At 74.4% G+C, this 13,773-nt stretch carries 6 protein-coding genes; 5 read left to right on the top strand and 1 reads right to left on the bottom strand.

All coding sequences use genetic code 11. The annotated features are described in order from the left end of the window. The first annotated feature begins 2 nt into the window (after window positions 1-2). The 4 genes from MYMAC_RS00800 to MYMAC_RS00785 all read left to right on the top strand — a co-directional run bounded on the left by MYMAC_RS00800 (window position 3) and on the right by MYMAC_RS00785 (window position 11,219). On the top strand, window positions 3-890 hold the full coding sequence (locus MYMAC_RS00800; protein WP_095956662.1) for a JmjC domain-containing protein: 888 nt from the start codon (window positions 3-5) through the stop codon (window positions 888-890). Window positions 891-974: 84 nt separating this feature from the next. Further along, window positions 975-7,511 (top strand): HEAT repeat domain-containing protein, encoded by a 6,537-nt coding sequence (locus MYMAC_RS00795; protein ID WP_204817309.1) that lies wholly within the window; start codon window positions 975-977, stop codon window positions 7,509-7,511. Then, window positions 7,508-9,361: a hypothetical protein gene (locus tag MYMAC_RS00790; RefSeq protein WP_095956660.1), complete on the top strand. Its 1,854-nt coding sequence runs from the start codon at window positions 7,508-7,510 to the stop codon at window positions 9,359-9,361. Before MYMAC_RS00795 ends, MYMAC_RS00790 begins: the two co-directional genes overlap by 4 nt. A 400-nt stretch (window positions 9,362-9,761) precedes the next feature. Beyond that, window positions 9,762-11,219, top strand: coding sequence for a reverse transcriptase family protein (locus MYMAC_RS00785; protein WP_095961430.1), 1,458 nt, complete (start codon window positions 9,762-9,764; stop codon window positions 11,217-11,219). 3 nt (window positions 11,220-11,222) lie between these two features. Here the strand turns inward: MYMAC_RS00785 and MYMAC_RS00780 are convergent, their stop codons facing one another. Continuing rightward, a complete protein-coding gene (locus tag MYMAC_RS00780) occupies window positions 11,223-12,089 on the bottom strand; it encodes an alpha/beta hydrolase (RefSeq protein WP_095956659.1) in 867 nt (288 codons plus the stop codon). A 151-nt stretch (window positions 12,090-12,240) separates the two neighbouring features. On the opposite strand from MYMAC_RS00780, the gene MYMAC_RS00775 reads away from it, so the two are divergent. After that, complete coding sequence (locus MYMAC_RS00775) at window positions 12,241-13,764, top strand: GMC oxidoreductase (protein WP_095956658.1); 1,524 nt, start codon at window positions 12,241-12,243, stop codon at window positions 13,762-13,764. Window positions 13,765-13,773 lie beyond the last annotated feature (9 nt).

Here is a 13,773-nt window from a genome sequence, read left to right as displayed (position 1 = left end):
CCATGCTGCTCGATGAACTGCTGAATGGCTTTCCGCGGGAGCGCTTCCTCCAGGAGCACTACCAGCGGCGTCCCTTCACCGGCGCCTCCGCCGCGGAGCGCCTCCAGCGCCTGGGGACGTGGGAGACCATCGACTTCCTCGTGGAGGAGACGGCCTGCGACGTGCTGCTCGCGCGCCAGGGCGTGCCCTACCCGGGAGGGCGGCCGACGACGGCGAAGGCGGCGCGGGAGCTGTTCGCGCAGGGCTACACGCTGGCGCTGCGGCAGCCGGACCTGCACCACCCGGAGCTGGCGCAGCTCGCGCGCGCCTTCAGCTCGGAGCTGCACGGCCGCATCAACCTGCACATCTACTGCACGCCCGCGGGGCACCACGGCTTCGGCTGGCACTGCGACCCGGAGGAGGTGTTCATCCTCCAGACGGCGGGCCGCAAGGAGTACCTGCTGCGGGAGAACACGCTCCACCCCGTGCCCCTGCCGGAGTCCGTCCCCAGCGGCTCCCTGGCCGCGCAGGAGAAGACGCCGGTGGAGACGCACTCGCTGGGCGCCGGGGGCATCATCTACATCCCGGGCGGGTACTGGCACATGGCGCAGGCGCCCGAGGAGGCGCTGTCCATCTCCATGGGCTTGATGCCGCCCACGCTGCTGGACCTGCTCGACGGGGTGAGGGCCACGCTGGCCAGCAGCCCGGTGTGGCGGCGACGGATGCCCTCGCTGGGGCGCGCGTCCACGCTGGATGACCCGAGAAAGCTGGAGCTGCTGCGCACGCTGCTGTCGGAGCTGAGCGGTGAGCTGCAGCGCCAGCTCGCCGAGCCCGGCTACCCGCTGCGTTTCCTCGCGCAGACGGCCCGATTCTATCTGCGCTCCACGGGAATCCGGGGCAGCGGGCGTTGACAGCGCGTGAGCGCGCGCGCCGCGTTTTGCGCGCTCCGTAATCCCGCGCGCCAGTGCTAAGAAGGTCGGCCACTGAGGAGCGTGATGCCCGTACTCGCCATCGGCAACATCGAGAAGGTCCGTGCACTCGCGGCCAACGCGCGCCTGCTGCTCGTGGGCGGCGCTCGCGCGTCCACCGTCAGCCGTGTCACCGCGTTCGAGCCGGGCACCAACAAGGTGCTGTGGAGCACGGAGCTGCCCTCCGCGGTGAACGCGCTCGCCGTGGCCGGTGGCCAGTGGGCCGCGGCCGGCGCGGATGGCACCGTGCGCATCGGCGCGCTGTCCGACGGGCAGGTGCAGTTCCAGCTCCATGACGTGCACCCCGGCGGCGTCACGGCGCTGGCGTCCAGCACGGACGGCGCGCTCCTCTTCAGCGCGGGCGCGGACGGCGCGGTGCGCGCCTGGGACTGGGAGTCCACGCGCAAGCTGCACGAGTGGACGGCCTCCACGCAGCCCCTGCGCGCCGTGGCGGTTGACCCCTCCGGCACCTACGCGGCGGGCGCGGGTGACGACGGCGTGGTGCACGTCTTCACCGTGGCCACGGGCGCGCGGCGCGACATGCCGGGCCACGAGGGCGCGGTGCGCGCGCTGGCCTTCACGCCGCGCGACGGCCGGCTGGTGTCCGCGGGCGACGACGGCAAGCTGCGCATCTGGTACCTGGTGGGCGCGGTGGAGTTCGAGGTCCGCGGAGAGAAGGACACCGGCCACGCGGGCCCGGTGCTCGCCCTGCTGTTCCCGCCCACGCCCCCCGCCAAGCCGGGCGAGGAAGAGCCCGGTGACCGCGTGTGGTCCGCGGGCAGCGACGGCCAGGTCAAGGTCTGGCGCCTGGACCAGCGCCGCAAGCCGCGCACGCTGGACGCGGGCGGCAAGCCGGTGCAGGCGCTCGCCTTCGCGCCGCCCGCCAACCCGCGGGTGGCCCGGACGTCCCTGGGCTCCGTCTTCACGGGCGGGGATGACCGCCGCACGCACCGCTTCGGCCTCTCTCCGGATGGCGCGCCCGCGGGCGACCACGACACGTCCCAGCACGGCATCGACCTGCTGACGGAGGCCCACAAGGCGGGCCGCCCCCGCCGCGAGGCCGCGGTGCGCGAGGCCGCCGCGCTGGAGGAGACGGAGGCGCTGGACTTCCTCTTCCAGGTGCTCACCTCCGACAAGGACGCGGAGGTGCGGCGGCTGGCCGTGCGCGAGCTGGCGGACAAGGGCCGCACCGCCGCGCGCCCCAGGCTGCGCGAGCGGCTGGACGACTCGCACCCGATGGTGCGCAAGGCCGCGCTGGAGGCGCTCGTCACGCTGGAGACGGAGTCCCCGCTGGCCGCGCCGCGCGCGGCGCTGGGCTCGCAGCACCCGGAAGTGCGCGTGCTGGGCCTGGAGCTGCTGGCGAAGCTGGGCGGCACGTCTCCGCTGGTGCCGGGCCTCATCGCCGGACAGCTCGCGGACAGCCATGGCGCGGTCGGACTGACCGCGCTGGGCGCCCTCATCCAGGTGATGCCGGGTGACGGCGCCGAGCCGCTGCGCACCGCCTTCGAGCGCGGCCCGGCCCTGCTCAAAATCGATGTGCTCGTCCGCGCCACGGCGCAGGGGCTGCTCGGGCACGCGCAGCTCCAGCCCCTGGCCGCCCGCGCGCTGGATGACGCGGACGCCAGCGTGCGCCAGGTCGCCTTCACCGTGCGGGTGATGGAGCGCCGGGCGCTGGCCCACGCGCTGGAGTCGCGTGACGAGGACTTCGCCCGCGGCACCAAGGAGGTGTCCCGCTGGCTGGTCCAGCACGCGCGCCGGGCGCAGGGCGTCGCGGGCACCCCGCCCATCACCGACGCGGAGCTCCAGGCCGCGCGCGCCGCGATGCCCGCGCAGGGCACCACGGGCGCGGCCATCACGGAGAGCGACCTGGAGCCGCTGCTGGCCGCCATGGCCTGCCGCACGCCAGACACGGCCGTGCGCGGCGCGCGCGGGCTCGCGCAGCTCGGTGACGGGCGGGCGCTGGGCGCGCTCCTCCAGCTCTCCCGCGAGCCGGACCCCGCCATCCGCCGGGTGGCCGCCTCCTCCCTCCAGGCCCTCCAGGACCCGCGCGCCCGCGAGCGCCTGGTGTGGATGCTGGACGACGAGAACGCGGACGTGCGCGCCTCCGCGCTGGACGCGGTGGTGGCGCTGGACGGGGACGCGCCGCTCTCCTCGGCGGAGGCCGCCCTGCGCTCCGGCCACGAGGACGTGCGCGTGCGCGGCCTGGACCGGCTGGTGAAGCTGGGCCCGTCCACGCCGGGCGCCGAGCCGCTGCTGGGCGACGCGCTGGAGGACGAGTCCGGCAAGGTGCGCGGCGAGGCCTTCCGCACGCTGTGGGCCTGGAACGAGAAGGCGCCGGAGAAGGCGCTGGACCGGGCGCTGGCGGGCCGCTTCCCCGACCTGCGCCACCGCGCGGTGGAGGTGCTGGCGCAGCGCGCCGCCGAGGGCTGGGCGCTGGAGCGGCTGAAGAAGGCCGTGGAGGACCGCGACAACGGCGTGGCCACCGCCGCGTACGACGCGTGGGTGAAGCACGTGGGCAAGGAGCACGCGGAGGCCCACCTGGCGGCGCTGGCCACCACGCACGCGCCGCTGCGGGAGCACGCCGCGAAGGGCGCCGTCCACGCCCCCATCGAACCGCTGCGCTCGCCGCTGCTCAAGCGCGTGCAGGACGAGGAGGTCCCCGTCGCCGTGGCCGCGCTGGAGGCGCTGGACAAGCTGGTGCCCCACGAGAACGGGCCCCTGCTGGCCGGGCTCGCCGCGGCGCCGCTGCCGGTGCGCATCCGCGCCGCGGAGCTGCTGGCCCCGCGCGGCGCCGAGGACCTCATCGAGCCGCTGCGCGCGTTCATCACCGACAAGGACCTGGAGCGGCAATACCCTCCGGCCTTCCTGGTGCCGCTGCGCATCCGCGCCGCGCGGGCCCTGGCCTCGCTGGGCTCGCGGCGCCTGCTCACCTTCTTCGCCACCGTGCTGCTGCCGCACGAGCTGGGTGACCTGCAGGAGCAGGGCGCCCGCGGGCTCGCCACCGCCGCCCGCCGCGGTGACGAGGGCTTCCTGCTGGACGCCCTGAGCCACGCCAACGTGGCGGTGCGCTCCTGGGCCGCGGACGGCCTGTCCCGCCTGGGTGACGCGCGCGCCCTGCCGGTGCTCACCGGCAACCTGCGCCACGACCACCTCCCCATCCGGCTGGGCGCCATCCTGTCCTTCGCGGCCCTGGGGCCGGACGGCGACGGTGGCCTGCTGCACGGCCTGGAGGACCGCACCCGCGAGGTGCAGGAGCTGGTGTTCTCCATCGTCCTCGCTCGGGATTCGCGCGCCAGCCGCCGGGGCGAGCCGCCCGACCTGCTCACCAGCGCCCTCTCCAGCGGCCGGCCGGAGGTCCGCTACGCCGCCGCCCGCGCGCTGGAGCTGCGCACGGAGCCGGACGCGGCGCGGGCCCAGCTCGCGGAGGCCCTGCTCCCGCCCCGGCCCGAGAAGGTGGCCGACATGAAGGACTGGCCGGCCGAAGAGGACCGCGTGAAGTATGTCATCGGGCTCGCCGAGGCCCTGTCCAGCCTCCAGCCCGAGCAGCGCTACGCGGCGGCCCAGGTGCTGCTGCTGCGCGACAAGCCGCTGGAGTACTTCCGCCACGCGAAGCGGGTGGCGCGGCCGAGCACGCTGGACGCGCCCTGGAAGCCGGAGACGGCGCCGGGCACCGGCCCCGGGCAGGGCGCGCCCGCGAAGAACTGGCTGCGGCGCATCTTCTCAGCGGTGAAGGCTGAGTCCCCCGCCGCCTCGGCCGAGGCCACCCCCCAGGCCGAGCGGCAGCACCTGCGCCGGCTGGCCTTCGGCGCCTATGTCGGCCTGCTGCGGCAGGTGTCGTCGGGCGACGACGAGAGCCACCGCGTGCGCCGCGACGCGGTGGACCGCGTGGTGAAGCTCACGCAGGAAGGCTTCGCCGGCACGCCCGCCGCGGTGGCCGCCCTGCTGCGCGCCCTGGAGGACCCGCACCAGCTCGTGCGCAAGGCCGCGCTGGCCGGGCTGAAGGAGCTCTTCCCCGCCGGCAGCGACGAGCCGCTCGCGCTGGCCCTGGCCTCGCTGGCGCCGGACGTGGCGCGCGCCGCGCTGGACGAGCTGGCCACGCGAGGTGACGCCGCGAAGCCGCGCATCACCGCCGCGCTGAACTCGCCGCTGACGGACGTGCGCCGCTACGCCTTCGAGCTGCTGGAGAAGCTCAGCCCGCCCGGCAGCCTGGAGCCGCTGCTGGCCGCGCTGGGCAGCGAGCACGCCGACCTGCGCGTGGGCGTCATCGAGCGGCTGGCGGGCGCCAACGACCCGCGCGTCACCGAGGCGCTGGGCCGCGCCATGGCCAGCGAGCACGAGGATTTGCGCCTGCGCGCCTCGGAGTTGCTGGCGTGGCGCGGGGACGACCGCGCGGTGGAGGTGCTCTCCATCTTCCTGCGCGCGGAGAACGCCAACCTCGCGAAGCGCGCCACGGAGGCCCTGGCCCGGCTGGCCACGCCCGCCGCGGTGGCCGCGCTGGCCGCCCGGCTGCCCGCGGCCCCGGAGCCCCACGAGCGCAAGCGGCTGGTGACGGCCCTGGGCAACACGCGCCGTCCCGAGGCGCTGGAGGTGCTGGCCCGCCAGTGCCAGACGGACACGGAGGGCAGCATTCGCAGTGAGTGTGTCAGCGCCGCCATGACGGTGGCCGGCACCGACGTGAAGAAGCGCGACGTGAAGCGGGCCGTGTCCTTCCTGCGGCAGGTGGTGAAGAGCTTCGACGTCGCCGTGCGGCAAGAGGCCGTGCGGCACCTGGAGCACGGCGCGGAGGCCGGCCAGTCGGAGCTGCTGGTCAGCCTCTTCCCGGACCGCTTCCCCGCCGTGAGCGGCGCGGCGGTGGAGGCCTACGCGAAGCGCGTCATCGAGCACGGCGCCCCGGTGGAGCCCCTGGAGGCGGTGCTGCGCGGCGGCTCGCGCGAGCTGATGCTGCCGGCCGCGGAGGGCGTGGCCTTCAAGGGCGGCGCCAGCGCGCTGCGGCCCCTGATGCTGTACGCCCGCGCGGGCGAGGACGGCCAGCGCGAGCGGGCCCTGCTGGCCCTGGGCACGCTGGGTGACGCGCGCGCCCTGGCGGAGCTGGAGACGGTGGCCGCGGGCGGCACGGCGGAGGCGCCCGTGGAGCCGAGCATGGTGTCGGCCGCCATCGAGGGCCTGGGCCGGCTCGCCGCGAAGCTGCCGGACGGCGAGGAGCGCCGCCGCGTCGAGGAGAAGGTCGAGGCCGCCGCGGTGGAGGGCGCCACGCTGGAGCTGCAGCAGGCCGGCGTGAAGGGACTGCGCGCCATCGGCGGCGAGCGCGCGCGGGTGAAGATTGAGGCGCTGCTCGGTGACACGGGCACGGCGCTGCCGGTGCGCCTGACGGCCGCCCAGGAGCTGGGGAAGCTCCAGGACACCGCCGCAGAGATGGCCCTGGCCGCCGCGCTGGACGTACAGCAGCAGGAGCTGCGCCGGGAGGCGCGCAAGGCGCTCGACGTGCTGTTCCCCAACGAGCGCACGCGGGTGGAGTTCCTCGCCGTCGCCAGCCGCTACCCGGACATCTCCGCGCCCGCCGCGGCCTACCTGGCCAACGAGGGAGACCCGGCGCTGCTGGTGCCCCGGCTGGCCACGCTGGACAACGTGGAGCTGCGGCTGGGCCTGCGGCGGGGGCTCGCGCGCCGAGGCGCCATGCCCGTGCCGGAGGTGGTGACGCTGCTGGGCCACGACAAGCCGGAGGCCCGCGAGGAGGCCGCGCTGCTGGTGGGCACCTGGACGGGCGAGGCCCGCGAGCCCGGCGCGGTGGACCTGGCCGCGCTGTCCCGCGCGCTGGTGACGGCCGAGCGCCGCACCGCCACCGACTGGGCCTCCGCCGCGCCTTCCAAGCGCGCCACGCTGAGCGCCGCCTGGGAGCGCCTCCTGTGGGCGGGCTCCCGGCTGGGCACCGCGGGCATGGCCGACTCCGCGCGAACCCTGCTCCAGGGTGGAGAGGCGGCGGCCCCGGGCACCGTGCGACAGGAGGCCGCGCGCGCCCTGGGCCGGCTGGCCGCGCCGGAGGGCACGCTGACGCTCACCGGACAGGCGCCGGCCGCGGTGCTGGCGAACGAGAAGGAGCGCGCCGCCGCGGCGGACACGCTGCGCAAGTCGCTGGTGGACCCGGACGCGCGGGTGCGGGCGGCGGCGGCGGACGCGCTGGCGAAGCTCGCTCCCGAGCACGCCGCCGCGTGGGCGCTGGCGGTGAAGCCCTTCGACGCGGTGGCCTTCGGCCCCATGGGCGCCCGGACATCGCGGGAGCTGCTGGCCACCTCCGAGGGCCGCCGGCTGTCGGTGCCCACGCTGCTGGGCGCCCGCGCGCTGGAGCCGCTGAAGTCCCTGGCCAGCGACGCGAAGCCGGAGACGCGGCAGGACGCGTGGGCCGCGCTGGGCCGGCTGGGCGGAGACGACGCGGCGAAGCTGCTGCACGAGGCCGCCTTCGACAAGTCGCAAACCGTGGAGCTGCGCAAGGCCGCGTGGCGCGCCCACAAACGTGCACGCCGGGCCGCTGAGCGCGCCCGGAACCGGAAGGAAGGGAACCCGTCGTGACGACCGCCACCCGGCACCCCGTCGAGCTGCGCTACGCCACCGCGAGCGACGTCGAGTCCGTCGCGGACGGCGCCCGCGTCCGCCTGGCCCTGGAGGGCTCGCGCGGCACCGTGGGCGTGAGCGGCCGCGTCACCGACGCCGCCCTCTTCCGCGACGCGCTGGCCGCCACCTTCGGCATCCTCGCCAGCGACCTGCGCTACCGGGGCAAGGACCGCACCGCGTACCTGGCCTACCTGATGAAGCAGGGCAAGCGGGCCAGCGCGCTCATCTGGGAGGCGCAGAAGGCGTTCCTGGACAACGCGCTGGACGGCGAGAAGCAGCAGGACGCGGTGCTGGACCCCGTGCTCACGGTGGACCCGGACAGCGTGTCCCTGGAGGTCTTCTCCCGCGACGAGAGCGCCTACGCCCGGCTGTCCTTCGACAACCGCCTCTTCGAAGGCCGCGAGGCCGCGCACGGCTCCACCTTCCTGGACGTGCCGCCGGAGCTGCCCGCCCGCGTGGACCGGCTGCGCACCTACGTGCCCGTCTCCCTGGAGGCGCACGTCGCGCTGGCCACGCCGGCCGCGCAGCCGGCCCGCGCCCCGCGCAACGTGGAGGTGCCGCACGCCTGGCTGCGCGGCTTCCTCCAGGTGCAGTCCGCCGCCACGCTCCCCGCGAGCACCTGCGAGCTGGCGCCCATCGACCTCTACAACCTCCTCTTCGCCCTGCGCGCCCGCAAGGCGAAGAAGGCCCCGCGCGCGCTGCGCTTCGAGCTGGTGCCCGGCGCCCCGCCCCGGCTGGTGCTGGAGCCGTGGGAGCTGGTGCTGGAGTGCCACGGCGGCACGTACAACGGCGCCGCGCCCGCGGTGGTGCGCACCTTCGGCCGTCAGCGGCTGGCGGCGCTCGCGCGGCTGCTGCCCCACGCGAAGTCCGTGAAGGTGCAGCTCATGGGCCCCGGCCTGCCGGTGTTCTGGGTCATCGACATGGGCGCGGCCACGCTGACGCTGGGCCTCACCGGCTGGACGGAGAGCGGCTGGTCCTCCGCCGCGGCCTTCGACGTGCTGATGCCCCGCGCGGTGCCGGACGGTCTGGCGGAGCAGCTCCGCGAGCGGCTGCGCGCCGAGGGTCCCCTGCCCTTCGACACGCTGGCCGCCAGCGCCGGCGCGCCCAGGGAGTCCGTGCGCGCGGCGCTCCAGTTGGAGTGCCTGCGCGGGCGCATCCTCTTCGACGTGGCGCGCGGCCAGTACCGCCCGCGCGAGCTGATGCCCACGCCGGTGGACGCCGCCGTCATCCGCTACGGCAGCGAGCTGGAGGCGCGGGCGCACCGGCTGCTGGGCGGCGACGGCGCCCCGGGCGCGGGCGAGGTGAAGCTGACCAAGGTGCACGACGTGGTGGGCGAGGGCCTCCGCATCCACGGCGAGGTGGTGGACCGCGAGGCCGTGCGCAGCTTCTTCCCCAGCTTCACGCTGGATTTGGAAGGCCGCGTGAAGGACGCGAGCTGCGGCTGCCCGCACCACCGGCGCTCCGGCCTGCGTGAAGGGCCCTGCGAGCACCTGCTGGCGCTGCGGCTGGCCTACGCGCGCCGCCGCGCGGAGGAAGAGGCGCTGCGGCAGACGCCCGAGGGCCGCAAGCTCATCCGCGCGGAGACGCGCTCCTACGTGCGCCGCGACGCGGAGAGCGGCCTGGAGATGGTGTACCGGGTCTCCCTGGACGGCCAGGTGGTGGCGGTGGAGTGGGGCCCGCGCACGGGCTCGCCGCGTCACCAGCGGCTCTGGTTCGACTCGGATGCCGAAGCGCGCGGAGCGTATTTCGCGCGCCTGGAGAAGTTGGCCGCTGAAGGCTACATCGACGCGGCCTCGGCATTGGTGTAAACCCATAACCACGGCCCGGCCGCCGCGAGCGGCCGGCAGGATTGGTGCGACGTAGAGACGACGACATGCGCTTCACGCGCGAGCAGCCGAGAGAGGTCCGGAGTGCATCAGCCTGAGCGCCTCGAGCGCGGGAGCGGCGTTGCGCCGCTCCGGTTGAAATGCAGGACACTCTCCGCAAGGTAGCCTGTTCTTGGCTCTCTCCCTCCTAGGCACTACGGCCAGGGTGGGTAGCGGAGCCAACGACGCGACCGCCGTTTACCCACCCCGGCCGTAGTGCCTAGGAGGGGAGAGCCGGTGAGGCTACCGTGCCCCAGGTGAGATGGTGGTGCTTTTCCAGGCCTCCCTCGACTGCTCGCGCCATGTTCCGTCATCCCTCGCCGCGCTCGTCCAAGGTGCAGACATGACCGCCAGGCTGGACCCGTTCGTCCCCGCAGCTTCGCCGCAGGCCGTGCCCACGCCCCAGCCCACCGCGCCGTCTCCGGACGCCGCCGCGAAGCGTGAAGCCCGCCGGCTCGCGCACGAAGCCCTGCTCGCCCGCGCGAAGGCCATCCACGAGGCGGGCGGCGCCGACGACTGGGTGCAGGCGCAGCTCGTCGCCAAGGGCCTCGCGGTGGAGGACCTGGACTTCTCCAGCGCCTCGGAGAAGGACAAGAAGGCCTGGAAGGAGAAGAAGAAGGCCGAGGCCACCGAGCGCCGCGCGCTGAAGCGTCAAGCCTATGAGGCGTGGCAGGCCACGCACGTGGGCCACCTGGGCGCGGGCGTGCACTGGGCGGAGGACCGCCCTGTCGACGCGTTCGACCTGCCTCACCGCGAGGAGCGCGCCCGGGCCAACGGCCTGACGGAGCTGAGCTCGGCGGAGGCGCTGGCCAAGGCGCTGGGGCTGAGCGTGTCCAAGCTGCGCTGGTTCGCGTTCCACCGCGAGGTGGACACCGCCACGCACTACGTGAGCTGGACGATTCCGAAGCGGGACGGCGGCAAGCGGACGATTACCTCCCCCAAGCCGGAGCTGAAGGAAGCGCAGCGCTGGGTACTGTCCAACGTCGTGGAGCGGCTGCCGGTGCACGGCGCGGCGCACGGCTTCGTGGCGGGGCGCTCCATCCTCACCAACGCGCTGGCCCACCAGGGCGCGGACGTGGTGGTGAAGGTGGACCTCAAGGACTTCTTCCCCTCCGTCACCTGGCGCCGCGTGAAGGGCCTGCTGCGCAAGGGCGGCCTGCCGGAGGGCCCGGCCACGCTGCTGTCGCTGCTGTCCACGGAGGCGCCGCGGGAGGCGGTGCAGTTCCGGGGCAAGCTGCTGCACGTGGCCAGGGGCCCGCGCGCGCTGCCCCAGGGCGCGCCCACCTCGCCGGGCATCACCAACGCGCTGTGCCTGAAGCTGGACAAGCGGCTGTCCGCGCTCGCGAAGCGGCTGGGCTTCACGTACACGCGCTACGCGGACGACCTGACCTTCTCCTGGACGAAGGCGAAGCAGCCCAAGGCGCGGCGGACGCAGCGCCCCCCGGTGGCCGTGCTGCTGTCGCGCGTCCAGGAAGTGGTGGAGTCAGAGGGCTTCCGCGTGCACCCGGACAAGACGCGCGTGGCGCGCAAGGGCACGCGGCAGCGGGTGACGGGGCTGGTGGTGAACGCGGCGGGCAAGGACGCGCCGGCCGCGCGTGTCCCGCGCGACGTGGTGCGCCAGCTCCGCGCCGCCATCCACAACCGGAAGCAGGGCAAGCCGGGCCGCGAGGGCGAGTCGCTGGAGCAGCTCAAGGGCATGGCCGCCTTCATCCACATGACGGACCCGGCCAGGGGCCGCGCCTTCCTGGCGCAGCTCGCCGCGCTGGAGTCCACGGCGAGCGCCGCGCCCCAGGCGGAGTGACGCTCAGCGCGCCAGCAGCGCCGCGTCCAGGAAGTCCTTCAGCCGCCGGGGGTACGCCTCCGGCTCGGTGGCGCTGAAGTTCCCATGCCCGGCGCCCTGGATGCGCCATGTCTGGGCGTACTCGCGCACCCTGGCGAAGAGCTCGTCGGCCAGCGGCTGCCCGGACTCCTCCGTGCCCATGATGATGAGCAGCGGCCGGGGACGGATGCGCTCCACCGCGTCGATGGTGCGCACCTCCTCCAGGGCGATGCCGCGCCGCCAGAAGGGCACCAGCGCGCCGGACTGCGACACGAAGCCGAAGCGGCGGAAGTCATACGCGGCGGCCAGCCACAGCGTGTTGAAGGGGGACAGCAGCACCACCGCGCGCACCGCGGGGTCCTCCGCCGCCACCTCCGCCACGGCCGCGGAGCCAATCGAGAAGCCGAGCGCCCCCACCCGCGCCGGGTCCACGTCCGGCTGGGCGCGCACGAAGTCCAGCGCGGCCCGCACGTCCCGGCGCTCCAGGTCCCCCCAGGTGGAGAACTCGCCCTGGCTCTCGCCGTGGGCGCGCAGGTCGAAGAGCAGCACGCCATAACCCGCGGCGCGCAGGATTCGCGCCTCCGGCAGCAGGTCCGCGCGCGTCTGCGACAGGCCATGGGCCAGCACCACGGCCGCGCGGTTGCGGGACGGCACGTACCACCCCCGCAGCGTCAGCCCGTCGGACGTCTGGAGCGACACGTCCTTCGCCTCGGTGAAGTCGGCGGGGCGCTCGGCCCTGGGACGGGGATAGTGGAAGTAGGCCTCGGAATGACGCAGCGCCCTGCCGAACAACGCCAGCGCGGCCAGCAGCCCCAGCGCGAGCGCACCCCCCAGCAGCCACCGCCACTTCATGCCCGTTGGACCTCGTTGAAGGAAGCTGGGGTGATTGAGCCCCAGGCGTGCGGACGGGACCCACGTTGATAAGCCACGTACCGGGCAGCTTACACTCCGCGTAGACAACTCACAGTGCCATCAAAGACGGCACTGTCGCGCCAGGGAAGCTGTGGGCACATCCAGGACGACGTTCGACGTGGTGGTGGTGGGCGGTGGCGCTTGTGGCGGCTGGACGGCCAAGCAGCTCACGGAAGCGGGCCTGCGCGTGCTGGTGCTCGAAGCGGGCCGCGGCATGGGCGCGGACAGGCTGCTGTGGATGCTCCACCGGCTGCGTCAGTCCTTCGGCTACCTGGCGGAGACGGATGACGCGCGCAAGGTGCGCCAGGCGGTGCAGAGCACCACCTTCGCGTGGCCCTTCCACCCGCACGCCTTCGTCGACGACGTGGACAACCCCTACACCACGCCGGAGGACCAGCCCTTCACGTGGATTCGCGCGCGCCAGGTGGGCGGGCGCACGTCGGTGAAGGCGCACGGGCGGCAGTTCTACCGGCTGTCTGACTTCAACTTCAAGGCGGGCTCGCAGGACGGACAGGGGCCGGATTGGCCGCTGACGCTGGCGGACCTGGCACCGCACTACGAGACGGTGGAGCGGTGGATGGGCCTCCACGGCAACGCGGACGGGCTGGACATGCTGCCCGACTCCGTCTTCGCGGGCGGCATCACCATGACGCCCGCGGAGCAGCGGCTGAAGGAGCGCGTGGAGCGCCGCTGGCCCGAGCGCCGCGTCATCTCCCGCCGCACCTCGGGCGCCCCGGTGACGATGCCCGCCGCGCGGAAGACGGGCCGGCTCACGCTGCGCACCCACGCGGTGGTGGACCAGGTGCTGTACGACGCGGCGACGGGGCGCGCCACCGGGGTGCATTACCTCGACGCGAAGTCGGGCAGGTCCTACGAGGCCCACGGGCGGGTGGTGGTGCTGGCGGCGGGGGCCATCGAGTCCACGCGCCTGCTGCTGCACTCGCGCAGCAGCGCGTTCCCGGACGGCCTGGCGAACGCGTCGGGGCAGCTCGGCCGCAACCTGATGGACCACACGTACCTGCTGGGCATCGAGGCGAAGATGAACCTCCCGCCCGAGGCGCAGCGTCCGGAGCAGAGCTGGGCGTACATCCCCCAGTTCCGCAACGTCACCACCCGGGAGCAGGACTTCGCGCGGGGCTACGGCGTGCAGGTGTTCACCTTCGGCGACAACTGCCACTTCGTGCCCTTCGGGGAGATGGTGCCGCGCGCGGAGAACCGCGTGACGCTGAGCCCGACGGTGAAGGACCGCTGGGGCATCCCCGTGCCGCACATCGAGTGCCGGCATTCCGCCAACGAGCTGAAGATGGCCGAGGACGCGGTGGCGGCCTGCAAGGAGATGATGGAGGCGGCCGGCTTCACCGTGGAGAAGGCGAACGCCACGCTGTCCACGCCGGGCATGGCCATCCACGAGGTGGGCACGGCGCGCATGGGCACGGACCCGAAGACGTCGGTGCTCAACGCCCACAACCAGAGCTGGGACGTGCCCAACCTCTTCATCAACGACGGCGCCTGCTTCCCGTCCCAGGGCCCGCAGAACCCCACGCTGACGATGATGGCCCTTGCCGTGCGCGCCAGCGCCTACATCGTGGACGAGCTCAAGGCCGGGCGGCTGTAAGGCCGCGCC

The organism is Corallococcus macrosporus DSM 14697 (genome assembly GCF_002305895.1).
In the GTDB taxonomy this organism is placed as follows: domain Bacteria; phylum Myxococcota; class Myxococcia; order Myxococcales; family Myxococcaceae; genus Myxococcus; species Myxococcus macrosporus.
This window is presented reverse-complemented; position numbering and strand designations above follow the sequence as displayed.

What these genes read in the sequence shown, in the direction of transcription:
- MYMAC_RS00780 (WP_095956659.1), bottom strand. Translation starts at nt 12,089, where the DNA reads ATGAAGTGGCGGTGGCTGCTGGGGGGTGCGCTCGCGCTGGGGCTGCTG.
- MYMAC_RS00800 (WP_095956662.1), top strand. Translation starts at nt 3, where the DNA reads ATGCTGCTCGATGAACTGCTGAATGGCTTTCCGCGGGAGCGCTTCCTC.
- MYMAC_RS00795 (WP_204817309.1), top strand. Translation starts at nt 975, where the DNA reads ATGCCCGTACTCGCCATCGGCAACATCGAGAAGGTCCGTGCACTCGCG.
- MYMAC_RS00785 (WP_095961430.1), top strand. Translation starts at nt 9,762, where the DNA reads ATGACCGCCAGGCTGGACCCGTTCGTCCCCGCAGCTTCGCCGCAGGCC.